Consider the following 26,654-nt stretch of genomic DNA (forward strand, 5'->3'; position numbering starts at 1 on the left):
CTTCTGTTAGCTCCTCGCCTGTTTGCCCGTCTTCTTGCCCTTTGAAAAAGACGTGCGCTTCTTGGTACCAGGAGGCTGTCCCGGTGCCGTCCGCGACGCGTGAAGTGCGTTTCGCTCGGAGTTCGCCGGAGGCTTCACGGGCGTCGCTTCACGATCCCCACCAGTGTGCAGCGCCCGGCGTCGGGCGGCCCATCCCTCCCGGTTGACCTGCGGCGCCCGCGCGATGGCCAGCGCGTCGGCCGGCACGTCCTGCGTGACGGTGGTGCCGGCCGCTACCACCGCTCCGCGGCCGACCGTCACCGGCGCGATCAGTTGCGCATCGCTGCCCACAAACACATCGTCTTCGATGACCGTCCGATACTTGCGGACGCCGTCGTAGTTGCAGGTGATCGTCCCGGCCCCGATGTTCACGCCCTTGCCGACGACCGTGTCGCCGAGATAGCTGAGGTGATTGGCTTTGGACCCTTCACCCAGGTCAGTGTTCTTCATCTCGACGAAATTGCCAACTTTGGCCTTGCGGCGCACCACCGTGCCAGGCCGCAGATGCACGAACGGCCCCAGCGTCGTGTCGTCCTCCAACCGGGCCTCGCGAAACACGCAGTGCTCCAAAATTTCGACGCGATTGCCGAGTACGCAGTCCGTCAGGCGGACGTTCGAGTGGATTACGCAGTCCTCGCCAATCACTGTGGAGCCTTCGAGCGTGACGTTGGGATACAGCACCGTGTCGGGTCCGATGACGACCCCGGCGTCGATCCAGGTCGTCGCCGGATCGCGCATCGTGACGCCGGCGTCCAGCCACCGCTCGCGGATCCGCTCGCGCATCGCGCGTTCGGCCCGCGCCAGTTGCCAGCGCGTATTGACGCCGAGGCCCTCCTCCGGGTCGGAAAGCGTGACGGCCGACACACGCAACCCCCTCTCCACCGCAAGGGTCACAAGGTCGGTCAGATAATATTCTCGCTGCGCGTTGTGCGGCTGCAGCGCATCCAGCGCTTCGAACAAAAAACCACCGTCCACCACATAGGTCCCGACGTTGACTTCTCGCAAGCGCCTTTCCTCCGGGGAGGCGTCACAATCCTCGACGATTTTCAGCACGCGGCAATCCAGCAGGTCTGGACGGTTGTCTCCGACCGGATTGCTGCGCACGATCCGTCCGTAGCCGGTCGCGTCTTCAAGCACGGCGGTCAGGATTGTCGCCGTCGCGTGGTCGGTTTCGTGAACGCGCAACAGCTCGCGGATCGTCGCCTCGGTCAACAGCGGCGTGTCACCGTTCAAAATCAGGAACGTTGCCGGACGCTCGAGCGAAGAAACGAAAAACACCGGCTTGGCCTGTAACACGGCGTGGCCGGTCCCCAGAGGCTCCGGCTGTTCGACGATCGCGGTCCGGGACGCGCGCCGATCAGCGATCGCGCGGCCTTCGAGCAGCGCACGGACCCGTCCGGCCTGATGACCGACCACGACCGCAACCCCAGCGCCAGCCAGCCGCTCGGCCAGTTCCACGATGTAGAGGATCATCGGCCGGCCGGCCACGGGGTGAAGCACCTTGGCCAGCTTGGATTTCATGCGCTTGCCAATCCCGGCCGCCATGACGATGGCGCCGAGTCCGGGGACCGGCGCTCCCGTCGCCGGGCCCACGACACCCGGGAACGAGGAAGCCCGATGGACCGGCCGTTCGATCATGCGATAGGCACTCCCGCTTCCGGCTGTTTGACTTTGAACCACTTGGAATCGGCGCCGAGCGTGGCGCCCATGGAGGGAGTGGGCGAATAGAGCCCGCCGGAGACAATCAGTTTCATCGCCTCTTCCACGCTGATCTCGACCGGGATTACCTCCCGCTCCGGCACGAGCAAAAAATATCCGGACGTCGGATTGGGCGAAGTCGGTACGTAGACGTGCACCAATGGGTCGGAAGACAGGTCCTGTATTTCGCCCTTGGTGACACCCGTGACGAAGGCGAAGCAGTAGTGGCCGTTTTTCGGAAATTGGATCAGCACGACGCGGTTGTATTGGCCCCGCTCGGTGAACGACAGGATGTCCATCATGGACTTCAACGTCGAGTAGATGCCCCGGACGACCGGGACACGGTTCAGCCAGTCCTCCCACAGCGCGACGATCTGGCGCCCAATGAAGTTGGCGGCGAACAGTCCGGTGGCGAAAATAAGCAGAACAAGGGTGGCGATGCCGAGGCCCGGCACATAGTACCCGGGGGTGACGATCCGGGCCAGCATGTCGCCCAGGATCCCGTCCACGGTCACAAACAAGGTTTTCAGAATGAGGATCGTGCCCCAGATCGGAGTGATGACTAGCAGGCCAGTGAGAAAGTAGCGTTTCAGGGCGGCTTTGACCGTGATCACCGGGGCTCCTCGTGGTCGCTCATCATACAAACTTTGGAGAGCCCGTCGCAAGCCTTTTGTTGCTATTTTCAAGCACTTGGAATAGGATGCCGACCTATTTCCGGATGCGTCGAGACGGGGAGTCGGTGAACCTGACACGGGAGAGGCCGCGAGGAGTTTTGATCACGTTGGAGGGGGTCGAAGGCAGTGGAAAGACGACCCAGATTCGACGGCTCGCGCGGCTGCTCCGTGAAGACGGCCATCGCGTGCTGGAGACCCGGGAGCCCGGAGGCACTCCCCTCGCCGAAGCCATTCGGCGGACGCTTCTGCGGTCAACCCACGAACGAATGGATCCCCGCTGCGAAGCGTTGTTGATTTTGGCCGCTCGCAGCCAACACATCGCGCGAGTGATCAAGCCGGCATTGGATCGCGGAATCGTCGTGCTGTGCGACCGGTTCGTGGACTCCACACTAGCCTACCAGGGATACGGCCGGGGACTCGATGTCGGCGTCTTGCGCCGACTGAACCGGTTCGCCACCGGCGGGCTGGAACCGGATCTGAGCCTGCTGTTTGATTTGCCTGTCGGCGCGGGTTTGACCAGACGCCAGCGGAACAAGTTGGAGCAGAACCGGTTGGACCGGGAATCCCGCCGGTTTCACAACGCCGTGCGGCGGGGATTTCTTGAACTGGCCGCCCGCGAGCCGAGCCGGATCGTCGTGCTCGACGGGACGAAACCGGCCGACACCCTGGCGGAGGAGGTCGCGGCGATCGTGCGACGGTTCCTTCGCCGAAGCGTTCGCCGAACCGGAGCACAATCCGCTTCTTGACGTGCGATGCCTTTCGCAGACGTCATCGGTCATGAGTCGCCTAAGGCGCTGTTGAAAGCCGCCATACGGCACGGCCGAGTCGCCCACGCCTATCTCTTCTATGGAGAGCGCGGAATCGGCAAGCGTTTGTCGGCCTTGCGTTTTGCGCAGGCGCTCAACTGCGACATGGCCGTCGGTCCGGGTGATCCCGATGCCTGTGGAACCTGCCGGTCCTGTCGCCAGATCGAAGCAGGCACCCACCCGGACTTCACCCTCATCGAGCCGGATGCGGAACAAGCGACGCCGCAGATTAAGATCGAACAGATTCGCGAGATCGACTCGCAGAGCGTGTACCGGCCGCTGATCGGCCGGTGGAAGGTGTGCGTGATCGATCAAGCGGACCGCCTGACCATCGGCGCGGCCAACGCGCTGCTGAAAACGTTGGAAGAGCCGCCTCCTCACTGCCTCTTTCTGCTGGTGACGAGCCGGCCCTCGGCGTTGCCTGCTACGATCCGCTCCCGCTGTCAGGCGCTGCGGTTTTCCACCCCATCCCGTGCGCAGGTGGAAACAGCTCTGATCGAGAGGCGCGGGCTGTCCCCAGCCGAGGCGCGGTTTGTGGCGATGTTGAGCGAAGGACGCCTGGGCGAGGCGTTGAAGCTGGATCCCCATGAGCTCAAGGTGGCAAGACGGGAGTTGCTGCCGTTGACGGATCCGGTGTCCCTCCGGTCCGTCACCGCCCTATTGACGGCAGCGGAAACGCTGGCCAAAAGTGATCGGGCCCATGAAGCGTTGGCGTGGCTGGCGCGATGGCTCAGGGATCTGCTCCTCGTGCGGGTCGGCGCGGACCCCGACGCGTTGCTCAACCTGGACTGCCTGGATGCCCTGCGAGCAGCGGCCCGCGACGTGGATGTGGCTGCGCTGCTCGACTTGCTCGACGACATCGAAACCTGGGAACAACAGGCGACACGCCATTTGAACGTCCAACTGGCGTTGGAAAGCATCCTGCTTTGCCTGCGGGATGCGATAGGAACCAGAACGAGCCCGAGGCGCGAAGCACGACGCTAGATGAGGCACATCCGCCGTCACTGGAATTAGGGAGCCCCACCTTGTTATCTTTGACCGGCATGGCCAAGTCGTTTTACATCACGACTCCCATCTATTACGTCAACGATGTTCCGCACATCGGGCACGCGTACACGACCATCGCGGCCGACGTGCTGGCACGCCACTACAGCCAACAGGACTACGAGGTGTTCTTTCTGACCGGCGTCGATGAACACGGGCAGAAAGTCCAGCAGGCGGCGGCCAAGGCCGGCATCGATCCGCAACGGTATTGCGACGGCATGGCGCCCCGGTTCCGCGAGCTGTGGAAGCGGCTGAACATTTCGAACGACGCGTTCATCCGTACGACCGACCCACAGCACAAAGCCATCGTTCAACGCTATCTTCAAGTCCTCTTCGAGAAGGGATTAATTTATCAGGCGGATTATACGGGGTGGTATTGCACGTTCGATGAGCGGTTTTGGACCGAGAAAGATGTCGTGGACGGGCTCTGTCCGGACTGCAAGCGACCGGTCGAACGGCTGAGCGAAAGCAACTATTTCTTTCGGATGAGTCAGTATCAGCACAGGCTCATCGAGTACTTGAAGGCTCACCCGAGCGTATCCGAAGCCCACGCCGAGTTCATTCGGCCTCCGGCACGGTTCAACGAAGTACTCGGGTTTCTCGAAGCCCAACCCTTGGGAGATCTCTCGATCTCCCGCCCTAAAACCCGCCTCTCCTGGGGGATCGAGCTGCCGTTCGATCGAAGCTATGTGACCTACGTCTGGTTCGACGCGCTGGTGAATTACCTGTCGGCGCTCGAATACCTGACCCCGACGCCCTCCCTCGATCGCTTCTGGCCCGCTTCGATCCACCTAGTCGGCAAGGACATCCTCACCACGCACGCCGTGTATTGGTCCACCATGCTGATGGCGTTGGAGTTGCCGTTGCCGCGGACGATCTTCGCCCACGGCTGGTGGACGGTGAACGGCGAAAAAATGTCCAAGAGCCGCGGGAACGTCGTGGATCCCCACGCTATCGTCGATGAATTCGGCGTCGATGCGTTCCGCTATTTTCTGATGCGGGAGGTGCCGTTTGGCCAGGACGGGGACTTCTCCCGCGAGGCGTTGATCGGCCGTCTCAACAGCGAACTGGCTGACGGTCTCGGCAATCTCGTGAGCCGCACACTCGCGATGATCGACCGGTTTACTCAGGGTAAGATTCCGCCGAATTACCCGCCTCACGATGAACTGGATGGTCGGTTGGAACAGGCCATCAGTGAACTGACCGAATCGGCCATGGTCTACCTCAAGGACCTCCGATTCAATCGGGCGCTCGAATCCATGTGGGAGTTGATCCAACGATGCGACCAGTACATCGACAAGACCGCGCCCTGGACGTTAGCCAAGCGTGCTGAAGGCAAGTCGCAACTCCACGGGGTCTTGTACCGCGTAGTGAACGCATTGGAGCGGCTCATCCCCGTGCTGTACCCGTTCATGCCGCAGACCGCCGAGAACATAGCCGCTCAGCTCGGCCTCCATCCGCAGATCCAGGGCAGAAAACTGCTCGCGCGGCCGCTGGCCCCCGGGTTCGACATCGCCAAGGGCAAGCCGCTGTTTCCCAAGATCGACATCGCCCACATGCAAGGAGTCTCGACCATGACCAATCGGCAGCCGTCAACCGCCGAATCGGCGATCGGATCAACGCCGCCCACGTCGTCCGGTTCGCCCCCGGCTCAAATCACCATCGAGGAATTCCAACGCATCCAGCTCAAGACGGCCAAAGTGCTGAGTGCGGAGCGCGTGCCGCGTTCGGAGAAGCTGATCAAGCTCCTGGTGGATCTCGGCGGCGAGCGGCGCCAAATCGTCGCCGGCATCGGCAAGAAATACGAGCCGGAAGCGCTGGTGGGACGCTGTGTCGTGATCGTCGCCAATCTCAAACCGGCGAAGCTCATGGGAATCGAGTCCCAGGGGATGGTGCTGGCGGCGGGGGATGCGGAAGTCGGCGGATTGGTCACCGTGCTCGAAGAGGTGGCCCCGGGAACGAAGGTCAAGTGAGGCTGCGATTTATGGTTCGCACTGTCGGCCGATCGTGCATGGTCATGATCGCCGGAATGCTGGCGATCGCATCCCTCGCCTCGGCGGAAGACCAACCGCCGGCGGAGGAGGTACTCAACAGCCCCATCCCGACCACGGTGCTGGTGCGGGTCGTCGCGCATGGCTCCTTGGTCCTGGGACGCGAGGTGGGTGGCGCACGCGTCACCATCACGGATCTCGCGACGGGACGGATTCTGGCGACCGGCGTGCAGCAGGGCGAGGCCGGCGACCAGAATCAGATCATGCGGACGCCGCGCCTCATGGAAGAACCACGGTACAGCTCCCGACCATCGGCCTCCTTCAGCGCGACCCTCGATCTCGATCGACCGACGCTGGTCGAAATTTCGGCGGAAGGGCCGCTTGCTTACCCGGCGGCCGCCCAGCGCGCCAGCAAGACCGTTCTGCTGATCCCCGGACACGATCTGACCAACGACGGCATCGTGCTTCACCTCTACGGCTACATCGTGCAGATCGAAGCGCCGACTCCTGGCGAGCCGCTGATCGCCAAGGAAGACGTAACCCTGCGGGCATCGATCCGCACCCTGTCAGGGTCTCCGGTGCGGCCGCACGGCGACTGGGATTCGCGCAAGATGCACATCTACGGCGAGGTCGTGATCGGCGACCGGGTCGTCGAACGGCTCCAGATGTTTCACGTCGGATTGCAGAGCAGTTTCGAGGCGCCGTTTTTCGTGCCGCTCCCGAAAGACGCGCCGGACGGCGTCACGCTCCGCGTCATCGCGGCCGACCCCGCGTCCGGCAACTTCGGCATGGGCCAGGCCAAGTATCCGGTGCTGTCGGAACGGCTCAGGCCGAAAAAGACGCCGTGACACGTGATGCGCACCACGTGGCACGTCACCAGGATCACAGAGTAGGGAACCCGTTCTCACCCGTCACGAGTCACGGTGAATTTATGGATCCCAAACAAAAACAATTCTCTATTTGGTATCTGATCATCGCCCTCTGGGCGTTGATGCTCTTCCAGTTCTTCGTCACGCCCTTCTTCAATCCCGCCGAAATTCCTTACAGCGAGTTCAAGGTCGCGGTTGCCGAGGGGAAGGTCGCTGAGGTCGCCGTGTCGTCGAGTGTGATCCACGGCCGGATGAAGGAAGGCAAACTCTTCGACACGGTACGGGTGGAGGATCCCGATCTCATCAAGGACCTCCAACGGCACGGGGTCAAATTCACGGGCCTCATTGAGAGCACGTTCTGGCGGGATCTCCTGTCTTGGGTCGTGCCGATCGCGTTGTTTTTCGGCGTGTGGTGGTTCATCTTCCGTCGCATGAGCCAGAGTCAGGGATTTATGACGGTCGGCCGCAGCAAGGCCAAGATCTATATGGAGAAGGACGTCAAGGTGTCTTTCTCCGACGTCGCGGGGGTGGATGAGGCCAAGCAAGAACTGCAGGAGGTCATCGAGTTCCTGAAAACGCCCGAGAAATTTCGACGACTGGGCGGCAAGATTCCGAAAGGCATTCTGCTTGTCGGTCCCCCCGGGACCGGCAAGACCCTGCTGGCCAAGGCCGTCGCAGGGGAAGCGGGCGTGCCGTTCTTTTCCATCAGCGGCTCGGAATTCGTCGAAATGTTCGTCGGCGTGGGCGCCGCCCGCGTCCGCGACCTGTTCGAGCAGGCGAAACAGAAGGCACCGTGTATCATCTTCATCGACGAGTTGGACGCCTTGGGGAAAGCCCGAGGCATTGGGCCGATGGCGCACGAGGAGCGGGAACAGACGCTCAACCAGCTTCTGGTCGAGATGGACGGATTTGATCCACGGGTGGGCGTGATCCTGATGGCGGCGACCAACCGGCCGGAAATCCTCGATCCCGCCCTGTTGCGCGCCGGCCGGTTCGATCGGCAGGTGCTGGTGGATCGTCCGGACAAAGCCGGGCGGTTGGCCATTCTCAAGGTTCACGCGCGGAATATCCCCTTGGCGAACGAGGCCGATCTCGAAGTGATCGCGGCTATGACAGCCGGGTTCGTCGGCGCCGATCTCGCGAACATCCTCAACGAAGCGGCCCTGCTTGCCGTCCGGCGCGGAAAGGACACGGTGAGCCTGTCGGAGCTTCAGGAGGCGGTGGAGCGGGTGATCGCCGGCCTGGAGAAAAAGAACCGCGTGCTGAATCGCATGGAGAAAGAGCGCGTTGCGCATCATGAAGTCGGCCACGCGCTCGTGGCTCTGTCCATCCCGGGGGCCGACGCCGTGCAAAAGATTTCGATCATCCCCCGCGGAATCGCCGCACTGGGCTATACCCTACAACTGCCGACCGAGGATCGCTTCCTGATGACCAAGACCGAGCTGAAGAACAAGATCGCGGTGTTGCTGGGCGGCCGCGCCGCTGAGGAGATCATCTACAACGAAGTCTCGACTGGCGCGCAGGACGATCTACTGAAAGCGACCGATATCGCCAAGAGCATGGTGAAGGCCTACGGCATGAGCGAAAAGCTGGGGCAGGTCAGCTTCGAGCGGGATCGACAGCCGCTCTTCCTTCAGACCGGTCAGACCTTCTCGCCCGGCGATTACAGCGAAGAAACGTCGCGCGAGATCGACTGCGAGGTTCGTCAGATCATCGACGAGCAGTACGAACGGGCCCTGACGATTCTGCGAAGCAAAGAGGGTGTGCTGCGCGAAGCTGCGGAGGTGCTGCTCGGCAAAGAAACGATCACGGGCGAGGAGTTGAACGCCATCATCACCAAACAGCGGGTGGCGGGCGCCCGCGCATGATCCAGTGCGTATGTTGAACACCAAGGAGACCCACATGCCACCTCGAGTTCCGATCCCACGGTTTCTCGCCAGGCTGACCGCCTTGGCGCTGGCCATCTGGCTCGGTCAGCCGGTCTGGGCGCAGCATGGCGGCCAGCACGGTCGGTTGCCGAGCGTCACGGAGTACCTGGACCAGCTCGAACGTCCGGAACGCGATCACTACCAGAAGCCCGCCGAGGTCATTCAGGCGCTGGGTTTGAAACCGGGCATGGTCGTTGCCGATTTGGGGTCGGGCTCTGGTTACTTTACCCGGCGATTCATCGAAGCGGTGACGGAGACCGGAAAAGTGTACGCGATCGATGTGGAACCGGAGGCCTTGAAACACGTCAAGGACAGCGTCGAGCACATGCATATCTCCTACGCGGCCGAGTTCATCCTGGCGCAGCCGGATAATCCCAAGCTGCCGTTTGAGTCGGTCGACCTGATTTTCCTGTGCAACGTCTACCACCACCTGGACAACCGGACGACCTACTTTACCAATGTGAAATCCGCGCTGAGACCCGGCGGGCGGATTGCAATCATCGACTATTATCACGACGAACGGTCCGGCGATCTGGGCTTCTCCAAAGCGCACCTGGTTCCCCGCGAGACCGTGTTGGACGAGATGACCAAAGCCGGCTACCGCCTCCTGCGCGAGCATACCTTCCTGCCAAAACAGTATTTCTTGGAATTCGTCCCCGTTTCTTAGGCCGCAGGCTTGACTCAGGTTTCTCGTCTGGTCACGGTTACCTTGTTGGCGTTCACCGCCTTGTCAGAGCATGTTCCCGGACAACGGGAGTCATGTCCGGGATCCTCGTGAAGAAGCGGGTCACCGGCTCCGCAACCAGAGGGAAACGTCCGCGCCAAGTGGCAAGAGGCCGCTATCTTCGGTATCCTCAGTGCAAATCCGGTCCCTGATGGGATGCGTTCCAGTCTAAAGGGTGAAGACGGCCTTTTCTTGTTCAGGCCGTCTCATTGGCGGAGTCACCGCCTTTTCACCATTCGGCGAGGTCATGCGATGACGACAAGATGGTTGCGGCTATTTGTTGCGGGGCTCACGCTGTCTGGGCTGGGATGCGCCCGAACCGTCGCCGTCGAGGTGCACGGGAAAGGCGAGACGCCGATTCCTCCGCACGTCACTTATGCGGTCTTTCCCGCCATAGAAGTGGAGAAAGATCCAGCGTTTTCCGCCTACGCCCGGCTTGTCGCCAAGAAAATGAACGAACAGGGCTATAAAGAAACGGAGGCCCGAACGGCGAGACTGGCCGTCTATCTGGCGTATGGGGTGAGTGAATTGTCGCCCGGAACCATGTCCCGGGGGTCGTCTACGCTCGGAACCCCGGGCGCGATGGGCGCCGCGGGCGGCGGAACCTACGGCACAAGCGTGGCGGCCTCCGACCCGAGCACGGTCAGGCAGTTCACCAGCCAGGTGGTGATCGCAATCGGGGATTTGCCGAAGTCACGGGAGGCCGGGTCGCTGGTCGAATTCTGGAGAGGGAACGCGACGGCCACCGGCCTCACCAAGGATCTGTCGACGCTGATGCCGCTCCTGGTTGAGGCGGCGTTCCGGCATTTCGGCCAAACAACCGGCGGCACGGTGCGGCATACTTTCGGCGAGGAGGAGATCAAGAAGCTGCGCGAGACTCACTAGCCACGCCGGCGCATCCACTTCCCTCTCCTCTCGCAGCCCGACCGCTGATCGCCGCTCCGCGTCATCCCGGGCCCCGCGATTCCTGGCTAGCGTGCCCGTCCCGCCTCGGCGAGAGAGCTGCAGTTTGATCGAACGAAGAGATTCGCGCGCGCCGGGCTTTTTTGAGTTCCACGCGTGCCGGGTGTTCGCCCTGGCGCAAACGTCCTCTTTTTGTATGACAGCGTCATATTACCCGACCGGCAAAAGGACTCTGAGGAAGACCAAGCCCATCATGATTTCGTTGTCGGCCGATATTCTTCATGCAACGGAACGGATTGCGAGAGAAGGATGTGCGCACGAGGACCTGAGGCGAGGCGCGGCGCGTTGAATGGGTATGTGGCCTCCCACCGGTGGCGGCGTCTTCGCCAATGGGGGCACGGGTCGCCGACTGCTGGGGGCTGAACACGGAAAACGAGCTTCAGCGCCTGCCCAATCGCATTCGGACCCCAAAGGCACAACGCCGAGCGTGAATCGCATCATGGCCGACCCGAGCGTCTCTGTGTCGGCCATCGTAATCGGTAGGACCGGTGAAGAGATCCCCGCCCTCGCCCGTGCCGGCCTTGAAGAAATCTTCGTTTCTCCGCCAATCCCACGCGAATTGTGCCGCGCGGTGATGGACGGTGTTCACCGCGCCCAGACCATCAGGGTTCGGGAAGCTATGGCAGAGATCGCCACACTGACCTCGCTTGTTCGCCCCACGGTGAAGCTATCGAACATCCTCAAGGACGACGAGCATCGTCCTCTTGCATGTGCTGTTTCCACCGACGCGTCATTTCTGATGACGAGAGACCACAAGCATCCCTTGCCGATCAAGACGTTACAGGAAGTCCTTCTCGTCTCGCCATGCGAGCTTCCCAATGTTTTTCACTAAGATTCCCCCTCTCACCTCATTTCACGATTCCCGCGAGTTTCGCCTTTTTCAATAAGAACTTTAGCCTGATCCAGCCAACGTGGTGATTGGGGCGTCGACGCCGATGACGGCGTTTGTCCTCTGCCAGGGGCAACGGATTCCTGCTCGAGCCCATTCTGCACGTGAAGCCGCACAATCAGATTGGTGCGAGTCTAGATGCAGGATGGAATGCGCACATTCCAGCGCTAGCGGTTTTAGGTGTGAAGGCCTCCTGCCAGGGTCAGAAGCATGGCGGTGACATACATGAAGGCGATGCCTCCGAATATGCCGACCGCCATCAGGACGCGGCGCGTGGCGGTATAGGTAAGGGCAACAAGGGCCAGAATGACGTACAACAAGGAGCCAGCGGCCAGCGTGTACCACGCCACTGATAAATACGGGGAAGGATCGAGTCCGCTAAGCACGGCGCCCACGCAGGTCGGCGCGCCGGCGAGCAGACCCAGCAGCAGCACATCCTTCGCCGGGATCGAATTCCGGCCGGCCGCGCCCACGATCCCGAATCCTTCGGTGCCGTTGTGGAGCGCAAAGCCGGCGACCAACAGCGCGCTCAACGCCCACTCCCCGTTGGTGTAACTGGCCCCGATAGCGAGACCTTCCCCAAGGTTATGCAGGCCCATGCCCAACGCGATAAGGTACGGCAACGAGAGGACGCGCGTCAGGCGGCGGTGCTTACCCAGTTGACTCTCTTCCAATACGACCAACCCGACGAAGCTTACCAGCAAACAGCCGAGCAACACGATCCACGACGCGATGTCTCGGGCGCCAGTCAGCTCCACCGCTTCGTGCATCAGATCGAAGAAGAGATAAACCAGCACGCCGGTCGCCAGACCGATCAATCCGGCTTCCCACGCGCGCGACAGCATGCGGCCGGCGACGAGCGCGAACCCAATGCCCAGATAGACGGGAACGACGCCGGCCACGGCGCCCATGCCGATGAGCTCAATCATCCTGCAACAGTGGCGATTCGATCAGGCCGTTGCGGACACACACGCCTACCCGATCGAGTTCCTATACTGTAGACGTTTTTGCGGCGCAGTACCATACCCGCATTGTACCGATGCGCGGCCAGGGTCGTCCCCCTCCGCGTCTCGTCATGCTCGCCGCTTCCGCGCGTCTGGCTGATCCTGCCCGCCTCGCTTCTCGCGGCGCGTTGGAAGCGCATATTGCCTGGATGGGAAATGTTTTCCGAAAGCTCCGGACCTGAGCCGCCACGGTGTTGTTTTCCTCTTATATCCGGCCTGACGACGCCGGGTCTCGTATGCTGTGCTGCTTGCCCAAGAGTTCCATATCCAGCAAGAAGTTCACCGATGCGCACACTGATCGTGGCGGTCTTGATGGCTGTTGTCATCTCGAGTCGCGCGACCGCTCAATCGCACGACATGGAATTCACGCTGGATTTACGGATGATCTGCGCCATTGAACAGATCGCCGGATCCTACGCGCACCTCGACCGGAGTCTCGGGCTGACGACGGAGCAGAAGGAAGCGATGGCCGGCCTCATTCAGCGGTTGAAAACCGAGATATGGATGAAGGAAGCGGTGCTGGTCGGGATGTTTGAGGAGCTGGAGGAAAAGCGCCGTCACGGGTTGGTGCGGGACGGTGACTACCGCACCGCCAATACACTGACCGGAGGGATTGAGACCGATGAGCTCAATCTGTTCATCGAGACGCTCGCCGGCCTGCGCGGCGTGCTGACGGCCGATCAGCGGGCCACACTCCACGCGGCGACGCATCCGACCATGACGTTTCGGGTATCGCAGGGATTCAAACACCAAAATCGGCCTGATGTCCTTGGAAGGCATCGGGCGGGTCTACAACGAGTACCGTGACGAGCTGCGCCTGACCGAGACCCAGGCGCAAGCCATTCACTCGCTGCCGGAAGCCGCTCGGCGCCAAGTGCTTCGGCTGGGTACGGACATCGATCTCAGCCGCGTGGAGGCCGACGAACTGGCGATGCGCTTTGGACGTGGATCCTGAAGCGGTTCACGCCAAGATGCAGAAGACCGGCGAGACGGAAGGCGTGCTGTTCAATACGCTCTTCGAGGTTTCGGACTCGATTGAGGCGCAGTTGACGGAGGAGCAGCGGACGAAGCTGGCCGAGCTGAAACAGACCTCCCAGCGTCGGGCGGCGGGCAAGGAGCAAACAGTTCTTGTCGGCGCCGGTTACGGAGTGCACCCGGGCACGCCCAGCTTCGATTCCTTCCTCGATCAAACCGGGCGGCTGGGGCTCACAGCGGAGCAGATCGTAGCCTTGGTGGCTGCGAAGAACGAGACGAGAAAAACGTTCCTGATCGAACAGGCGAAGCTCAAGGAGGCCGAACTCAAACTGTTGACGCTTCTGCGCGATCAGAATGCGGGAACGCTGGCATCCGACGACAAGCTCGCGGCCGCCGCGCGCGATCTGGAAGAGATTCGGAGTCGGATCACTCAGTCGAAAGCCCTCGGGTACCTCAAAGCGCAACAGCTTCTCACCCCAGAGCAGCGGCAACGCGGCCATCCTCAGCCGACGCTGGAGGACGGCCGCTCACCGCCCTTTAGCCGATATATGTATGTATATGACGCTTGCCGGCCCGCTGTTGGGGTGCGCCGCTGAACAAGGCTAGCGGAACGTCGGGAACGATGTGAGGACCAGGAGCGGGTGCCTCGGCCGGGTCGTGCGGTATCTAAGGTTCTACCAACGTCAGCCTGTGGGTCATGGTTTCTTCGCCGCGAACACCGTCGCGTCGCAACTGATGTATTTGATCTGCTTCATGGGAATGATGATGACTTCTTTCGGCGAGTCCACCTCCAGCACTTCCATGTCGTCGCTGATGGTATGGCGGATCGCGTCCTTGACGAGCAGTTCCTGATTGTCGGTGAAGATGACTTTGACCCAATATTGCACGGGATGACTCCTGGAAAGAGTTGACTGAACAGCCGGCGCCGGATTGGCGGGTCCGCCAGGTCGCGCATCGCTGCTCCTTCTCTACACGGAACTCTGCTCCTTGCCCAACTCGGCTGAACGTTTCGCCGCCGCTTCGACGGCCGCCATTAGCGCCGCCCGCAGCCGTCCTTTCTCTAGTTGATAGAGGCCGGCGATGGTCGTCCCCCCCGGCGAGGCGACGCGGTCTTTTAGGCGTCCCGGAGGTTCTCCGCTCTCGATCAGCATGCGGGCCGCTCCGAGGACGGTCTGCGCAGCCAGCAGTTCCGCCACATGACGGGGCAGCCCCATCTTTACTCCCCCGTCGGCCAACGCCTCGATCATGACGTACACATAAGCCGGACCGCTGCCGCTCAAGCCGGTGACCGCATCCATCAGCCGCTCTTCAATGACCACCACCTTCCCCACCGATTCAAAGACGGCCCGCGCGGTGTGCTGATCTTCATCCGACAGTCCCTGGTTGAACGCCAACGCGGTAACGGCTTCCCGCACCGTAGAAGGCGTATTGGGCATGGCTCGGATGATCCGAGTGACGGTTTTGAGCCGCGATGCCACCCGGGCGATTGGATAACCGGCTGCCACTGAAAGGACAAGACAATCCGGCGACACGACCGACCGAACCTCTTCCAAAACCTCGTCGAGCACTTGAGGTTCGACGGACAACACGAGGATGTTCGCGAGCCTGGCCGCCTCTTGATTCTTGCTTGTCGTTTTAATGTGGTATCGGCGTTTGAGATAGTTTCGCCTGGCAGACAGGACATCGGTGGCGATGAGTTGCTCGGCCTTGGCGGCTCCGGCTTGCAACAGACCGGCGATCAAGGCATCCGACATGTTGCCGCCGCCGAGGAAAGCGATCGTTTTCCCCTTGAGCATGGGCGCGATTATACTGGCGGCCCTACAAACCTTCAACTTGCGGCTTGCCGATGGTACCGGCTGTTCGGTAGAGTGACGGAAACGCTCGAATCAGGTTCGACGAGAGCACCTCTCTGTCGTCGGAGGGAAGTCGATGAAACCCTGGATGTGTTGCCTGTTGTTCGTTTTCGTGTTCAGCGTCATCGGTGCCGATACGTGGGCGCGGCGGGAGGCGCTGACGCCTGAACAAAAGGCCAAGCTGGAACGAGTCGATCGGGTGTTGATCGAGGTGCTGGCGATCACCGATAAGGGAGAGATTCCGCCCGGAAATCTGGCGGACATCGTCGCCCAGCGCCTGAAAGAGTTCGGGTATACGGTCGTCACCGATCCCGCCCAGCCTCATGACGTGGTGTTCCGGGTGAAGTGCGAGCAACGCAAGGTCTGGGAAGGAACGACGAGCATGGGAAGCGATGCGGACCTGCCCGATTCGCCGTCGCGCGTGTGGAAAGGCCCCGCCTGTCAACTGCTGTACCTCTTGGATGGGAAAAAGATGGGATGGCGGAAGGAAGTGAGAACGGACTTTCCGGACGCGCAGAAAGCGGCCGAGGAGGCCAAGGTTGAGGATCCCGGCGCGTATGCGATGGCGAAGCTCGGGGAGCGCCTCCGGGCGTATGATTTCCCGGCGTTGATCGCCGCCGAATGGGGCCAGGAGGATCGACTCCTAAAATTCCTCGACGATCCGGCGACGACACAGGAGCGAAAAGTCAGAATCGTCGGTTTGCTTGGGTACCTGTTCTCGACCAAGTCCGTGCCGCGCTTGCTCGACGCGTTGAAGGGACCGGACATGGAAATCGCCAAGGCGGCCGCGGTCGCCTTGGGAAATATCGGCCAGAAAGAAACCATCCCGGTTCTGATCGAGGTCTTGAAAACCGGCAAGCCCGAGCTGCAGGCCGCTGCGGCCAAAGGCCTGGGCATCGTGGGCGCACTGCACGGCGATTTTTCTATCATCGATCCATTGCTGGAAGCCCTGAAAACCGATGATCTGGCGGTCAAAACCGAGGTCGCCTGGGCACTGGGGAAACTACCAGATCGTCGGGCCTACGACCCACTGTATACGATCCAGAAATCGCTTCTTAAGATCAATGACGCTACTGCGGATCCCAAGGTCATCAAACTCAAAGAAGCGGTCAACTGGAGTTTGAAGCAAATCGATACCTGGGAGTATCTACAATAAGCGTTCATCGCGACAACCCGTTTCAGAGGACGACTTTGCGCGGAGGGATACTCGGCGTCTTCATGGTGTTCATCATTGGCGGCACTCCGGGCTGGACGTTCGCTCAAACCGTCGGGGAAGAGGCCGAGATGGAGCGGCTCCGTGTGAAAGCGGAGGAAGCCATGGCCAATGACGATCCCGACGGTGCGGCGATGAGCATCGGCAAGGCCGCGCTGATGGCTTCGGAGTTGGCCAAGCGGGAGATCAGCCCCATCAAGGGGCGATTGTATCGCGGCGCCGAAGCGCTCTTCCGAGCACAGGAAGATGCCTACCGGGCGTTGGCGCTGTTCCGTCGCGCCGGCGGCGAAGCCCCGGCCTCATCGGGCGTCTGCGGCACCTTGCGATTAGCGCAGAGCAATCTGCAGCACGCGCTGAAACTGTTGGATGAAGACCGGTCTTCCGGCGAGACGGCGTCCGACGCTGCGACGGGCGGACGGATGAAGCTACTCCGCGAGATGGCCGAGGCGTGGAACACCGTGATCGCGTCCATGCACACGGACTTTCAATGCGCGTAAGCCAGGCGCCGGCCCTGTCTCCACGCCGCTGGCCCCTCGCCTAATCTTCCTCCGGATTGATCACATGCAACCCCAAGGGCCGGCACGCTCCCAATAATTGTTGGTCCGAGCTGACCACCGTCAATCGAAGCGGTTTCAATTCCAAGGCCAGGGCCAAATGAAGCGCCTGCGCCGAGCGCAGGTGTGGGAAATCGAGGATCAGTTCTTTTGTGGACAGAAATGTCTGCATGGTGGGCGCGATAAAATGAAACAGTCCCTGCGAGGATTCGATCTCAAATCGGTAGATGACCGAATAGCAATCATCCCGGGTCAACTCCCCTTGCTTAGCCCGGATCGAGAGCACCGAATAGAGATCGGTGATCGCCCAGGTGGGCACGATCGCCATCTTCCCCCGTTTGACCAGCAGCTTGTTGACGATGCGGCTCCCCCGTTCCGAGCTATAGCGCTTCACCAGCCCGGTCGAGTCGAAATAATAGTACGGCATGGATCACCCCCTCCCCTTCAGGATGAAGTCCGCCAGTGACGTCGGTAGCTTCGACAGACGGTCTTGTAGCTCGTCCAGCGGCACTTGGTCGTATCCTTGCTTGCGCAGCCGGTTGACGAGGCTTCCGCTTCTCACCGCTTCGGTATCTTTGAGAATCCGTTTGACGAGTTGTCGCTTGACGAGCCGGCTCGGCATCCGCCGGCCGGTCCGGGTTGCATCCCTGTTCCGGAATGAGTTGGAGGTGGCAGACATGCGTGCGGCGGTCGGCTTGGATTTTGGGACCATTCAGCCTCCTTTCTTCTTCACATCGACAGCGGGTTCGTTGCAGGGGGCATGGATCCGTCGTCGCCTCGTGGGCATCCGGCCGGAGGTCGGGCGGCAGCCGGCAGCTCCGCGTCGCCGTAGACGTAGCCTGCAATGGCCTTCGCCAGGTCCGACGCGACTTCCTGCTGCATGACGCGCAGGGCTTTCGCCGTTGCTTCCCCGGTCGTCAGGTGGCCTTCTTTTCCGCCCTTGGAGACCGCGCCCACGATCCGCTGCGTCGCGAGTTCCTGGATCACGAACTCGCTGCACCAGCGGACGAATTGAAATGGTGGATCGTGCGCGTCGATCGGCCACACCCGAACCGCGCCCTTGACAATCAGTTCCGGCACGGGACCCGCCTCGCCGCCGAGCGGCGGATTCTCTCCGGCCGGCTGGCGTCCCGTCACCGAAAGCCCTTCGCGGATCAGCCCTTCGATCAACGCGCGTTGGATCGGCTCCGCTTGATCGCCGGTGACTTCCACTGCGACCGCCAGGTTGGTCGCTAGAAACTGTTCCAGTTCAGCCGTCAGTTCCGCGACCCGATAGGCGGGTGGATAGCCTTGGCCACTGGCGCGGATCACCCGCAGGTCGGCATTGTAGGATTCCCGCAGGACCAGGTTCTTGGCGGCCCGTTTCAGGTTTCTGACCCGCGTCAACTTATCCCGGGTGCCGCGGGCCTCCGTCACTTCCGCATCGATCATCCGATCCAGCTCGGCGATCCGTTCCAACAACGCCGACTCGGCCTGCGCGCGGTTCATGCCCGCCAACACATAATGCTGGCCGTTTCGCCGGTCGAACCAGGTGGCCAAAATCCGCACGTTCTCGAGCACCTTGTCCGTCGAAACGCGGGTGACGTGGTCCAGGGTCAGACGCCGTTCCGACGTGGCCTTGCCTCGGGTTTCGATCACTAGATAGGATTCCCAATCCTTAGCCTGCGCGGTGATTTCGGCCTTGAAAATCTTGGCCACCGCCGCATAAGCCCGTTCCGCAGCGAGCGCCCGGGTTTCGCCTTGACCGATTCCGAGCAGGTATTGACTGGGAGGAAACTCCGGACTGGAGCCGTCAAGCCATCCCGGCTGACTGGTGGACCGGGACCCTGTGCAGGCCGGCAGCGCCGTCGCTGCAACGATACAGGCCGCCGCGAGCACCGCTATGCTCCAGCCCTGTGCGGAGGCGAGCGGCATCACTGGATCACCCGCTGGATCAGGAACTTGGTATCGCCCGCCCGAAGCGTCATCGTGCGCGAAACGTTCCGGGTCACCGCATCCCCTTGCGGCCCCTGCGGATCGATCCGGAGTTCGTATTCGCCCGGAGGCACCCACAGGCGGGACATATGGATTTCGTCCGGCAGCGTCCGCCAACTGCGTTTGTCCGCTTCCTCTGAGTACACCGCCCATCCCTTGGTCAGGAGTCCGACCAGGAGCCCGACCCAGGGCCCAGCGTCTTTCCCGGCCGCCTGTTGGGCGCCGCGTGTCGCACCTTCGGCCATGGCGAACTTCGTGGCCGCCCGCGCCACCGCTTTCACGGCAATAGCGGGAAGCCGGTCCGACAGGGCTTTTTCCGCCAAGGCCGTCAGATTGTGCGCCAGTTCCGTTCGCGCAGTGAATAAGCCGCCGGTTCCGGTGAGGGTGATCTGCTCGTAGCGCACCTGCGTCTTTTGCGGAACCAACCTCGGCAAGGCCACCCGTACGACGCGACCGCTCAGACCGTAGAGGACGCTTTCCGCGACGCGGTTCTCGTGGCGGTTTGCTCCACCCAGACCCTTCGTCAGCAGCACCAACTGCAACGCATCCAGGCTGACGGGAAGATCGATGAATTGGTCTTCCTTGCGCGGAGCGCGGCCATTATAGCTGATCACGACGACTTGAGCGAGATGCTCCTGCTCATGTCGGGACTGCCATACGACGTCGGGAAAAAGCCGGCGGTACTCTTCGAATTCGGCGGTCAAGTGCAAGGCGTCCGTCACCCGAAGAAGATCCGCGCGGAGGGTCGAGGGAACAGGAGTGCGGGACCAAGTCCACATCCTCTCATAGGCCTCATGAGCCTTGCGATAGGCGATGAACGCATTGTTGAGATCTCCCGCGGCTTCGTAAAGGATGCCGGTAAGATAGCGGGCGAACCCGTCGTCCCGGTAGCCGTCCAGTTCCTTCGTCTTGTCGGCCAAGACGTTCAACCGGTTGTCAATCCGCCTGGCCTCCACCAAGGCGTCGTCGAGTCGGCCCATAACCGCATAGTTCAAGGCCTTGACGACGTTCACCATCACCTGTTCGTAGGGATCTCCTTCGTATGGCAATTCGTTGTCGTTGACGAGGAAGGCCTTGGCCTCGGTGCGGATCCTGCGGGTGTAGAGCCGGTCGATCTCTTCTTCCGCCTGTTCCAGGACCGCATTGCTTCGATCGTACTGACCCGACAGGTGCAGCGTGATCCCACGATCCATCGCGTAGAGGACGCGATTTTTAGGCCCGTATTCTCGTTCCGCCTGTTCGACGATCCGGTCGGCCCGTTGCGGGTCATGGGCCAGGAGGCTGTCTTCGATCAGGGCGTAACGGTTGATCTTGGAGCCGCAGCCGGCGAGCAGCGTGAGAGCGAGACCGGCGACCGCCAACCATGCCGGCGAGAAGAACGCACGCGCCTTCGCACCCGAGGTTGAGAGGAATAAGCAGGAAAGGCTCAACGGCGCAGGTGGAATCTAGAAAACCGTCCGTTTGCGTTCGATCACTTTCTTGATCTTTTTCTGCCCGAACCAGGATTTCACATTGCTTTCCAGGTCGATCATCTCGAGATCGACCTGGTAAAAAACGGCCTTGACTCCGTCCGTCTCGTCGAGGATGGTCGAGATGCTGCCTTTCAGCATATAGTCGGCGCCGAGTTCTCTGCCCGGGGATTTCTGCGTATCTTCGCGGGCATGGACCGCCTGCTCGCGGCGCTCTTCGCGGATCTCTTCCCGTTCGCCCTTACCGGCGACGAAGGTCACCTTCTGCGAGTTCGTCAGTTCCCGAGCCAGGTCCTGCACGAAGGTCTGGACATTGATGTGCTCATGGCTGCGGTTCAGAATCGTCCCCACAATGACGACCGGTGGGCGGTTCTTGGCCTTGATGAAATTCTCCAGCCACGGATAGCTGAGCGCCTGGTTGACCATCTCTTCGGCAACTTGGCGGGAATCGGTGTCGTTCCAGCGTCCGCTGAGATCCGTCACGACGCCGGGATCCACGCGGGTCACCCTGGTCTCCGCGCCGCAGCCTCCCAGCCACAGCGACAACGCGATCAACGTCAGGGTCGCCCCGATCCTCCATCCCGCCATCCATGTCTCCTGCATGCGTACCTCCCCGGTAAAGTCAAAGCCTCCAACGGCGAAACCGAGAGCGAGAGAGGGAGACTACCGATTGGCCCGTTTTTCCTCTTCCTTTTCCAGTCGCTCGAAGAGGCGGTCGGCGTTTTTCCGGACGAAGTCGCGCACTTGGGCGTTCAATTCCTTGGCCTGCTCCAAATTGTTTTTCATGTCCTCCAGGCTCAGCTTCGCGAGCACATAATAGGTGCCGGTCTTTTCGTCCTTGTAACGGTCGACGGGACGGACGCCGCTGAGCGTGACGGTTGTGATGGTCTTGATGGCCCGCTCGACGTGCTGCTCCTCCGTGTTCCTGGTGAAATCGCCGGCCGTGGTGGAGGCAGCATAGTCCCGCATAAGATAACCGGTATAGGTTTCGAAGTGTTTTGCGATCTCGGCCCGAGCACGGTTCTCGGCGGTATCCCAGGCGAGCGGTTCGTTCCTGACGCCGACCACCGATCCGACCCCGTAAAAGGCCTTCGAATCCTTGTCGTTGTAAGCACCCGACCCCTTCTTGACCCAAGTCGGAGGCCCGCCGCAGGCGGTCAACCCGATCAACAGCGTAAGGGCAAGTCCGCATCCCGTGAGAGTCGCAGAAAGTCCGGTGGATGTGCGCATGGAAGTCCCTCCTTCGTGCGTGCTGATGCCGTGGTCGGTGAACGGGAAAGCGCGGCGCGTCTCTCGTTGGTTGTCCCAAACAGCCCAGCCGCGATCGCCGTACAAGTACGACAAAAACTCTCGAAAAGATGCTAACATGCACCCCCTAAGCTGTCAACGCAACAGCATGGGTGGCGGCGCAGCACCGGCGTTCGTTTTTTCGGAACCGGCGCGGACCACACCTCATCCCGCTCGTGGCTGTTCGCTGCCCGCCGTCCGGCTGGTTGGTCAAGGAGGAGACCGTGGCCGAAGTTCAGATTCAAGACGGGGTGATCAAGATCGTGGAGCTTGACGTGCAAGATCCGAAAGCGGCGGCGGTGCTGGCCGAATATCCCCAGACGCGATGGGCTGAAATCACCCGGCGGGCGATCAAGATCGGATTGGGCTATTTAAAGGGTGGCGCCAGAGACTGACGAGCGAGACCGTGTCGCCTTTCGCTCGTTGCGATGCTCACTTCTCGGGGGGCTGCGTCTCGCTCTGCTCGACGATGAACTTGGCCCGCGAATCGGTTCCCCCGAGTTCGAGATAGCGGCGAAAGGCTTCGACGGCTTTCTTGCGATCTTTCAAATCGTCCGCATAGAGGGTGCCGAGCGAATAGTAGACATCGGCGTAGTCCGGATTGATGGCCAAGGCTTGCCGCATGGCATTTTCGGCTTCCGCGTATTGGCCGCGTTTTTGGAAGATCAATCCAAGCGTGTAATAGGAATCCGGATTTTTCGGCGCGTACTGGACCGCCAGACGGGCAGTCGACAGTGCCTCGTCCAGATTGGGCAGGATTTCCAACCGCAGGTAACTCTTCAGTACATAGGCGTCCCCGAAGGAAGGATTGTACTCGATCGCCTTGTTCAACCGATCCAACGCTTCCTCGGCGGACTTCTGCTGTTGGAGCAGCAGAAACGCCTGTTCATACTGCGTCTTCGCCGCCGCGGCGCGCTCGGCTTCCGTCTTGGGCTCCGGCCCCAGCACGAAGGCGGCTTTTTTTCCTTCGATCAGGATCCCGTCCCCGTCGCCGTCCAGTTGCGCGAATTGCGGGTGCTGCGCGCCGTTGGTCATGCGCTCGACCTGCTGTTTGACGTAGGCGCCCAGTTCGCTGGCCATGAGCCAGCCGTTCTTGTTTTCATCGGCGGCACCCTTCAGCCCAGCGAGCAACGCCGTCATGAACACGCTTTGGCCGTCTTTTCGGATCGGCACCTCTCCTTTGTCGGCGGCAGTCAAGACCTGCACGGCGCGCTTTTCGGTGTCCTCTTCCGGCGCCGCCCGTCCTTCCAGCGACAGTTGCTGCGGCGCGGTGATTTCCCATCCCCGCACACCCGTATCGAGCAGGAAGAGCGTGTGCTTCGACATCACCCGCCGGCTGAAGTCCTTCAGCAGATCGAACGTGATGGCTTTGGCGGCGTTGTTCGGCTGTGCGTCCCAAGGAACGAGATAGCCAAGATCCTTGCCCGTCTGGTCCTGGGTGACCCCGGCGTGCCCGGCGAAAAAGATGACGACGCGATCCATCCGACCGACTTTTCTGGGCAAGTAGTCCGTCAGAATGTGGCGGAGGCCGCGCGACGTCGCATCCTTGTCGTAAATCTCCAGAATTTCCTCGAACCCGAGCTCACGCAGCGCCGCCGCCGCGGCTTTCGCATCTTCAACGGCTCCAGGATATTTTGGAGCCACGAGATAGTTCTCGATGCCGATGACAACCGCCCAAGATTTGTAGTACAGACCCTCCGGCTTGCCTTTCTGCGCCAGGGCAGGAGCACCTAGGAAAAGCAGGCAGACCACAAAGACGATGGCGCGCGCGCCCGGGAGCTGGAGGGGATGACGGGACCGTAAAAAAAAGCAGCAGCGCGTCATTCTAAGACACAGTCTCATAGCCGTACGTATGTCGTCGCATCAGCCTACTCTGGCGCTCCGTTCACTGTCAAGAAACGTGGTGACCCAAGAACCGGGAAGAGAGAGGAAGGGCTGTGGGCAGCCCAGCAAACCCTTGAAGAATGCGCGGAGGCTTGCTCATAATGGCGGGCGTTCCGGCGGCGCGCTGGCCGCCTCGCCACCCGCCAGAGAAGGAGAGCGGACGATGGAAGAAACAATCGATACGTTGTTGAAAGAAGGACGCGTCTTTTATCCGACGGCGCAGACGAAAGCCCGTGCCTACATTCAAGATTACGACGCCGAGTACAAACAGTCCATCGCCGACCCGGAAGGGTTCTGGGATCGGGCGGCGAAGGAACTGGAATGGTTCACGCCCTGGAACCGCGTGTTGGAGTGGAACTATCCCTGGGCCAAATGGTTCGTCGGCGCGACCTGCAACATCACCTACAACTGCCTGGACCGGCACGTCAAAACCTGGCGCAAGAACAAGGTGGCCGTCATGTGGGTGGGAGAAGACGGCCGGGAACGGGTCTTCACGTACGGCGAATTGTATCGCCAGGTAAACCGGTGCGCCAACGCCCTCAAGGCACTGGGATTGCGCAAAGGCGATCGGGTTACCATCTATCTTCCGAAGATTCCTGAACAAATCGTGGCGATGCTGGCCTGCGCACGCATCGGCGTCATACATAGCGTCGTGTACTCGGGATTCAGCGCGCCGGCGTTGGCCAGCCGGATTCAGGATGCGGAGGCCCGCATCGTGATCACCGCGGACGTCGGATACGATCGCGGAAAGCGCGTCAACCTCAAAGGCGTCGTGGATCAGGCGCTCACCACCTGCCCCACAGTCGAAACGGTCGTTGTAGTCCGACGTGAAACGCCGGGCATCACCTTGTCGGCACCGAAGGAAATCGATTGGACCGATTGGATGCAGGGCGAGAACGCCGTCTGCGAAGCCGAGCGACTTGATTCCGAGACGCCGCTGTACATTCTTTACACCTCCGGCACAACCGGAAAGCCGAAAGGCGTCGTGCATGTGCACGGGGGATACATGGTCGGGACGTATCTAACCGCCAAGTATGTTTTCGACCTCAAGGACGAGGACGTCTATTTCTGTGTGGCCGATCCCGGCTGGGTCACGGGGCACAGTTACATCGTCTACGGTCCTCTGCTGAACGGGGCGACGATCCTGACCGCCGAGGGCAAACCCGACTATCCCCACCCCGGCCGCTGGTGGGAACTGATCGAACGGTACAGCGTCTCGATCTTCTATACGACACCGACGGCGATTCGCCTGCTGATGAAATACGGCGAGGAATGGCCGAAGAAATATGACCTGTCTTCTCTCCGCATCCTCGGCAGCGTCGGCGAGCCGATCAACCCCGAGGCGTGGGAATGGTTCCATCGCGTGACGGGCGGCGACAAGCCCATCATGGACACCTGGTGGCAGACGGAGACCGGCATGATCATGGTCACCCCCCTTCCCTGCGTCCCGCTCAAGCCGGGCTCGGCGACACGGCCGTTTCTGGGCGTCGAAGCCGACGTGGTCGATCGCGAGGGCAGGAGCCTGCCGGCCAATGCCGGCGGGTTTGCGGTGATCAAGAAGCCCTGGCCGGCCATGATGCGAACCATCCATAAGGACCCGGACCGGTACAAGGTCTATTGGAACACGATTCCCGACTGTTACACGGCGGGCGATGTGTGCCGCAAAGACGAGGACGGCTACTTCTGGTTTATGGGCCGTGCCGACGATGTGATCAAGGTTGCGGGCAACCGGATCGGAACGGCGGAAGTCGAAAGCGCGCTGGTCAGCCATCCTGCCGTGGCAGAAGCGGCGGTGATCGGCAAACCCCATAAGACGGCAGGGGAGTCGATCAAAGCGTTCGTGATCCTCAAGCAGGGATACCCGGAAAGCCGTGACCTCATCCAGTCGCTGAAGGATCACGTGCTGAACGAACTGGGCAAGATCGCCGTGCCGCAGGAAATCGAGATCGTGCCGTCGCTGCCGAAAACCAGATCCGGCAAGATCATGCGGCGCGTCCTCAAGGCCAAGGAGATGGGACAAGACCCGGGCGATATTTCGACGATTGAAGAGTGACGCCTCACAAAGTCGTCAGCCGGACTGATCGGCCCTCGGGCAAAAGAGCCGGAACTGAGAGCCGATCGCCTTAATCAGATCAATCCCCGTTTCTGCAGGTAATCCCTGTCGATCGCGGGGGCGGGCTTGGCGGGAAGATGACCTCGCTCTTGAAGCAGCCGCTCGACGTATTTCCCGATCAAGTCTGATTCCAGATTCACCCACTCCCCTTCCTGCTTGACGCCGAGCGTCGTGACTTTCGCCGTGTGCGGAATGATGCACACGGTAAACGACCGGTCGGAGACGTCGTTGATCGTCAGGCTGATACCATCCACCGTGATCGAACCTTTCGGCACGCAATACCGCAGCACTTCTTTCGGCGCCTCGATGACCAACATGACGGCGTCCCCGTCCTGACGCCTGGTCCGGATCCGCCCGATCCCGTCCACGTGTCCCGAGACCAGGTGGCCGCCGATGCGCGCGTTCAGTTTCATCGCCCGCTCGAGGTTGACCGGCGAACCGGCCGCCAGGCTGCCCAGCGTCGTGACCGAGAGCGTTTCAGGAGAGACATCCACGGAGAATTCCCGCTCGGTCTTCGTCGTGACGGTCAGGCAGGTGCCGTTCACGCTGACGCTCGCCCCGACCGAGAGGTCAGCCAGGATGGCCGAAGCCAAGATGTTCAAACGTGTCCCGGTGACGCCTTTGACCAGACTGCTCACCACGCCCATTTCTTCGACAATGCCGGTGAACATACGTCGTTCCTATTTTTTTAACATGACTTCGC

Annotated in this window: 28 protein-coding genes; 15 read left to right on the top strand and 13 right to left on the bottom strand. The window is 61.3% G+C overall.

What is annotated here, in order from left to right; all coding sequences use genetic code 11:
• Positions 1–6 precede the first annotated feature (6 nt).
• Both glmU and ACWHTU_RS10255 read right to left on the bottom strand, forming a co-directional pair.
• Entirely contained in the window at positions 7–1,584 is a 1,578-nt protein-coding gene (gene glmU, locus ACWHTU_RS10250) for a bifunctional UDP-N-acetylglucosamine diphosphorylase/glucosamine-1-phosphate N-acetyltransferase GlmU (RefSeq protein WP_447863345.1), read from the bottom strand.
• An 89-nt stretch (positions 1,585–1,673) separates the two neighbouring features.
• On the bottom strand, positions 1,674–2,351 hold the full coding sequence (locus ACWHTU_RS10255) for a DUF502 domain-containing protein (RefSeq protein ID WP_447859250.1): 678 nt from the start codon (positions 2,349–2,351) through the stop codon (positions 1,674–1,676).
• Between the two features lie 104 nt (positions 2,352–2,455).
• Here ACWHTU_RS10255 and tmk point away from each other — a divergent pair, with 104 nt between their 5' ends.
• The 8 genes from tmk to ACWHTU_RS10295 all read left to right on the top strand — a co-directional run bounded on the left by tmk (position 2,456) and on the right by ACWHTU_RS10295 (position 11,568).
• Positions 2,456–3,157, top strand: coding sequence for a dTMP kinase (tmk, locus tag ACWHTU_RS10260; RefSeq protein WP_447863346.1), 702 nt, complete (start codon positions 2,456–2,458; stop codon positions 3,155–3,157).
• A gap of 6 nt (positions 3,158–3,163) precedes the next feature.
• Complete coding sequence (holB, locus tag ACWHTU_RS10265) at positions 3,164–4,201, top strand: DNA polymerase III subunit delta' (RefSeq protein WP_447859251.1); 1,038 nt, start codon at positions 3,164–3,166, stop codon at positions 4,199–4,201.
• 41 nt (positions 4,202–4,242) lie between these two features.
• On the top strand, positions 4,243–6,234 hold the full coding sequence (gene metG, locus ACWHTU_RS10270) for a methionine--tRNA ligase (protein WP_447859252.1): 1,992 nt from the start codon (positions 4,243–4,245) through the stop codon (positions 6,232–6,234).
• 11 nt (positions 6,235–6,245) lie between these two features.
• A complete protein-coding gene (locus tag ACWHTU_RS10275) occupies positions 6,246–7,100 on the top strand; it encodes a hypothetical protein (protein WP_447859253.1) in 855 nt (284 codons plus the stop codon).
• 83 nt (positions 7,101–7,183) lie between these two features.
• On the top strand, positions 7,184–8,989 hold the full coding sequence (ftsH, locus tag ACWHTU_RS10280) for an ATP-dependent zinc metalloprotease FtsH (RefSeq protein WP_447859255.1): 1,806 nt from the start codon (positions 7,184–7,186) through the stop codon (positions 8,987–8,989).
• A gap of 34 nt (positions 8,990–9,023) precedes the next feature.
• Positions 9,024–9,716 (top strand): class I SAM-dependent methyltransferase, encoded by a 693-nt coding sequence (locus ACWHTU_RS10285; RefSeq protein ID WP_447859256.1) that lies wholly within the window; start codon positions 9,024–9,026, stop codon positions 9,714–9,716.
• A gap of 309 nt (positions 9,717–10,025) precedes the next feature.
• Positions 10,026–10,658, top strand: a complete 633-nt coding sequence (locus ACWHTU_RS10290) for a hypothetical protein (RefSeq protein ID WP_447859257.1) — start codon at positions 10,026–10,028, stop codon at positions 10,656–10,658.
• A gap of 505 nt (positions 10,659–11,163) precedes the next feature.
• On the top strand, positions 11,164–11,568 hold the full coding sequence (locus ACWHTU_RS10295) for a hypothetical protein (protein ID WP_447859258.1): 405 nt from the start codon (positions 11,164–11,166) through the stop codon (positions 11,566–11,568).
• A gap of 233 nt (positions 11,569–11,801) precedes the next feature.
• Here the strand turns inward: ACWHTU_RS10295 and ACWHTU_RS10300 are convergent, their stop codons facing one another.
• Positions 11,802–12,554, bottom strand: coding sequence for a ZIP family metal transporter (locus ACWHTU_RS10300; RefSeq protein ID WP_447859259.1), 753 nt, complete (start codon positions 12,552–12,554; stop codon positions 11,802–11,804).
• Positions 12,555–12,914: 360 nt separating this feature from the next.
• Here ACWHTU_RS10300 and ACWHTU_RS10305 point away from each other — a divergent pair, with 360 nt between their 5' ends.
• Genes ACWHTU_RS10305 through ACWHTU_RS10315 form a run of 3 tightly spaced genes read left to right on the top strand, consistent with a single transcriptional unit; the run spans position 12,915 to position 14,200 of the window.
• Entirely contained in the window at positions 12,915–13,436 is a 522-nt protein-coding gene (locus tag ACWHTU_RS10305) for a hypothetical protein (protein WP_447859260.1), read from the top strand.
• Positions 13,393–13,584, top strand: coding sequence for a hypothetical protein (locus tag ACWHTU_RS10310; RefSeq protein ID WP_447859261.1), 192 nt, complete (start codon positions 13,393–13,395; stop codon positions 13,582–13,584). The genes ACWHTU_RS10305 and ACWHTU_RS10310 overlap by 44 nt, the downstream gene beginning before the upstream one ends.
• Positions 13,574–14,200: a hypothetical protein gene (locus ACWHTU_RS10315; RefSeq protein ID WP_447859262.1), complete on the top strand. Its 627-nt coding sequence runs from the start codon at positions 13,574–13,576 to the stop codon at positions 14,198–14,200. The genes ACWHTU_RS10310 and ACWHTU_RS10315 overlap by 11 nt, the downstream gene beginning before the upstream one ends.
• Positions 14,201–14,299: 99 nt before the next feature.
• On the opposite strand, the gene ACWHTU_RS10320 is transcribed toward ACWHTU_RS10315, so the two are convergent.
• The gene (locus ACWHTU_RS10320; RefSeq protein ID WP_447859263.1) at positions 14,300–14,491 is read right to left on the bottom strand and encodes a hypothetical protein; all 192 of its coding nucleotides are present in this window, start codon (positions 14,489–14,491) and stop codon (positions 14,300–14,302) included.
• An 81-nt stretch (positions 14,492–14,572) separates the two neighbouring features.
• Positions 14,573–15,400: a pyrroline-5-carboxylate reductase gene (gene proC, locus ACWHTU_RS10325; protein WP_447859264.1), complete on the bottom strand. Its 828-nt coding sequence runs from the start codon at positions 15,398–15,400 to the stop codon at positions 14,573–14,575.
• Between the two features lie 133 nt (positions 15,401–15,533).
• Here proC and ACWHTU_RS10330 point away from each other — a divergent pair, with 133 nt between their 5' ends.
• Both ACWHTU_RS10330 and ACWHTU_RS10335 read left to right on the top strand, forming a co-directional pair.
• On the top strand, positions 15,534–16,613 hold the full coding sequence (locus ACWHTU_RS10330) for a HEAT repeat domain-containing protein (protein WP_447859265.1): 1,080 nt from the start codon (positions 15,534–15,536) through the stop codon (positions 16,611–16,613).
• 62 nt (positions 16,614–16,675) lie between these two features.
• On the top strand, positions 16,676–17,167 hold the full coding sequence (locus ACWHTU_RS10335; RefSeq protein ID WP_447859266.1) for a hypothetical protein: 492 nt from the start codon (positions 16,676–16,678) through the stop codon (positions 17,165–17,167).
• A 40-nt stretch (positions 17,168–17,207) separates the two neighbouring features.
• Here ACWHTU_RS10335 and ACWHTU_RS10340 read toward each other — a convergent pair whose 3' ends face one another.
• From ACWHTU_RS10340 to ACWHTU_RS10365, 6 genes are all read right to left on the bottom strand, one after another.
• Positions 17,208–17,651, bottom strand: coding sequence for a type II toxin-antitoxin system VapC family toxin (locus ACWHTU_RS10340; protein ID WP_447859267.1), 444 nt, complete (start codon positions 17,649–17,651; stop codon positions 17,208–17,210).
• Positions 17,652–17,654: 3 nt separating this feature from the next.
• Positions 17,655–17,936, bottom strand: a complete 282-nt coding sequence (locus ACWHTU_RS10345; protein ID WP_447859268.1) for a hypothetical protein — start codon at positions 17,934–17,936, stop codon at positions 17,655–17,657.
• Between the two features lie 17 nt (positions 17,937–17,953).
• Positions 17,954–19,138, bottom strand: a complete 1,185-nt coding sequence (locus tag ACWHTU_RS10350; RefSeq protein WP_447859269.1) for an LPP20 family lipoprotein — start codon at positions 19,136–19,138, stop codon at positions 17,954–17,956.
• Positions 19,138–20,559 (bottom strand): COG3014 family protein, encoded by a 1,422-nt coding sequence (locus ACWHTU_RS10355; RefSeq protein ID WP_447859270.1) that lies wholly within the window; start codon positions 20,557–20,559, stop codon positions 19,138–19,140. Before ACWHTU_RS10355 ends, ACWHTU_RS10350 begins: the two co-directional genes overlap by 1 nt.
• Positions 20,560–20,643: 84 nt before the next feature.
• Positions 20,644–21,270 (bottom strand): penicillin-binding protein activator LpoB, encoded by a 627-nt coding sequence (locus ACWHTU_RS10360; protein WP_447859271.1) that lies wholly within the window; start codon positions 21,268–21,270, stop codon positions 20,644–20,646.
• Between the two features lie 60 nt (positions 21,271–21,330).
• The gene (locus tag ACWHTU_RS10365) at positions 21,331–21,897 is read right to left on the bottom strand and encodes an LPP20 family lipoprotein (protein ID WP_447859272.1); all 567 of its coding nucleotides are present in this window, start codon (positions 21,895–21,897) and stop codon (positions 21,331–21,333) included.
• Between the two features lie 281 nt (positions 21,898–22,178).
• On the opposite strand from ACWHTU_RS10365, the gene ACWHTU_RS10370 reads away from it, so the two are divergent.
• Positions 22,179–22,349: a hypothetical protein gene (locus ACWHTU_RS10370; protein WP_447859274.1), complete on the top strand. Its 171-nt coding sequence runs from the start codon at positions 22,179–22,181 to the stop codon at positions 22,347–22,349.
• Between the two features lie 37 nt (positions 22,350–22,386).
• Here ACWHTU_RS10370 and ACWHTU_RS10375 read toward each other — a convergent pair whose 3' ends face one another.
• Positions 22,387–23,778 carry a caspase family protein gene (locus ACWHTU_RS10375; protein ID WP_447859275.1) on the bottom strand — a complete coding sequence of 464 codons (1,392 nt, stop codon included), beginning with the start codon at positions 23,776–23,778 and terminating at the stop codon, positions 22,387–22,389.
• A gap of 223 nt (positions 23,779–24,001) precedes the next feature.
• Here ACWHTU_RS10375 and acs point away from each other — a divergent pair, with 223 nt between their 5' ends.
• The gene (gene acs / locus ACWHTU_RS10380) at positions 24,002–25,891 is read left to right on the top strand and encodes an acetate--CoA ligase (protein ID WP_447859276.1); all 1,890 of its coding nucleotides are present in this window, start codon (positions 24,002–24,004) and stop codon (positions 25,889–25,891) included.
• 74 nt (positions 25,892–25,965) lie between these two features.
• Here acs and ACWHTU_RS10385 read toward each other — a convergent pair whose 3' ends face one another.
• The gene (locus tag ACWHTU_RS10385; RefSeq protein ID WP_447859277.1) at positions 25,966–26,622 is read right to left on the bottom strand and encodes a riboflavin synthase; all 657 of its coding nucleotides are present in this window, start codon (positions 26,620–26,622) and stop codon (positions 25,966–25,968) included.
• Positions 26,623–26,654: the final 32 nt, after the last annotated feature.

This window comes from Nitrospira calida (assembly GCF_976986435.1).

Bases quoted from the DNA above. Each gene is read 5' to 3' on its own strand.
- tmk (WP_447863346.1), top strand. From the start codon at position 2,456: ATGCGTCGAGACGGGGAGTCGGTGAACCTGACACGGGAGAGGCCGCGA.
- ACWHTU_RS10290 (WP_447859257.1), top strand. From the start codon at position 10,026: ATGACGACAAGATGGTTGCGGCTATTTGTTGCGGGGCTCACGCTGTCT.
- ACWHTU_RS10275 (WP_447859253.1), top strand. From the start codon at position 6,246: ATGGTTCGCACTGTCGGCCGATCGTGCATGGTCATGATCGCCGGAATG.
- ACWHTU_RS10335 (WP_447859266.1), top strand. From the start codon at position 16,676: ATGGTGTTCATCATTGGCGGCACTCCGGGCTGGACGTTCGCTCAAACC.
- ACWHTU_RS10300 (WP_447859259.1), bottom strand. From the start codon at position 12,554: ATGATTGAGCTCATCGGCATGGGCGCCGTGGCCGGCGTCGTTCCCGTC.
- ftsH (WP_447859255.1), top strand. From the start codon at position 7,184: ATGGATCCCAAACAAAAACAATTCTCTATTTGGTATCTGATCATCGCC.
- holB (WP_447859251.1), top strand. From the start codon at position 3,164: ATGCCTTTCGCAGACGTCATCGGTCATGAGTCGCCTAAGGCGCTGTTG.
- ACWHTU_RS10340 (WP_447859267.1), bottom strand. From the start codon at position 17,651: ATGCCGTACTATTATTTCGACTCGACCGGGCTGGTGAAGCGCTATAGC.
- proC (WP_447859264.1), bottom strand. From the start codon at position 15,400: ATGCTCAAGGGGAAAACGATCGCTTTCCTCGGCGGCGGCAACATGTCG.
- ACWHTU_RS10350 (WP_447859269.1), bottom strand. From the start codon at position 19,138: ATGCCGCTCGCCTCCGCACAGGGCTGGAGCATAGCGGTGCTCGCGGCG.
- ACWHTU_RS10305 (WP_447859260.1), top strand. From the start codon at position 12,915: ATGCGCACACTGATCGTGGCGGTCTTGATGGCTGTTGTCATCTCGAGT.
- ACWHTU_RS10385 (WP_447859277.1), bottom strand. From the start codon at position 26,622: ATGTTCACCGGCATTGTCGAAGAAATGGGCGTGGTGAGCAGTCTGGTC.
- ACWHTU_RS10360 (WP_447859271.1), bottom strand. From the start codon at position 21,270: ATGCAGGAGACATGGATGGCGGGATGGAGGATCGGGGCGACCCTGACG.
- ACWHTU_RS10345 (WP_447859268.1), bottom strand. From the start codon at position 17,936: ATGGTCCCAAAATCCAAGCCGACCGCCGCACGCATGTCTGCCACCTCC.
- ACWHTU_RS10365 (WP_447859272.1), bottom strand. From the start codon at position 21,897: ATGCGCACATCCACCGGACTTTCTGCGACTCTCACGGGATGCGGACTT.
- ACWHTU_RS10375 (WP_447859275.1), bottom strand. From the start codon at position 23,778: ATGACGCGCTGCTGCTTTTTTTTACGGTCCCGTCATCCCCTCCAGCTC.
- ACWHTU_RS10330 (WP_447859265.1), top strand. From the start codon at position 15,534: ATGAAACCCTGGATGTGTTGCCTGTTGTTCGTTTTCGTGTTCAGCGTC.
- ACWHTU_RS10285 (WP_447859256.1), top strand. From the start codon at position 9,024: ATGCCACCTCGAGTTCCGATCCCACGGTTTCTCGCCAGGCTGACCGCC.
- acs (WP_447859276.1), top strand. From the start codon at position 24,002: ATGGAAGAAACAATCGATACGTTGTTGAAAGAAGGACGCGTCTTTTAT.
- ACWHTU_RS10310 (WP_447859261.1), top strand. From the start codon at position 13,393: ATGTCCTTGGAAGGCATCGGGCGGGTCTACAACGAGTACCGTGACGAG.
- glmU (WP_447863345.1), bottom strand. From the start codon at position 1,584: ATGGCGGCCGGGATTGGCAAGCGCATGAAATCCAAGCTGGCCAAGGTG.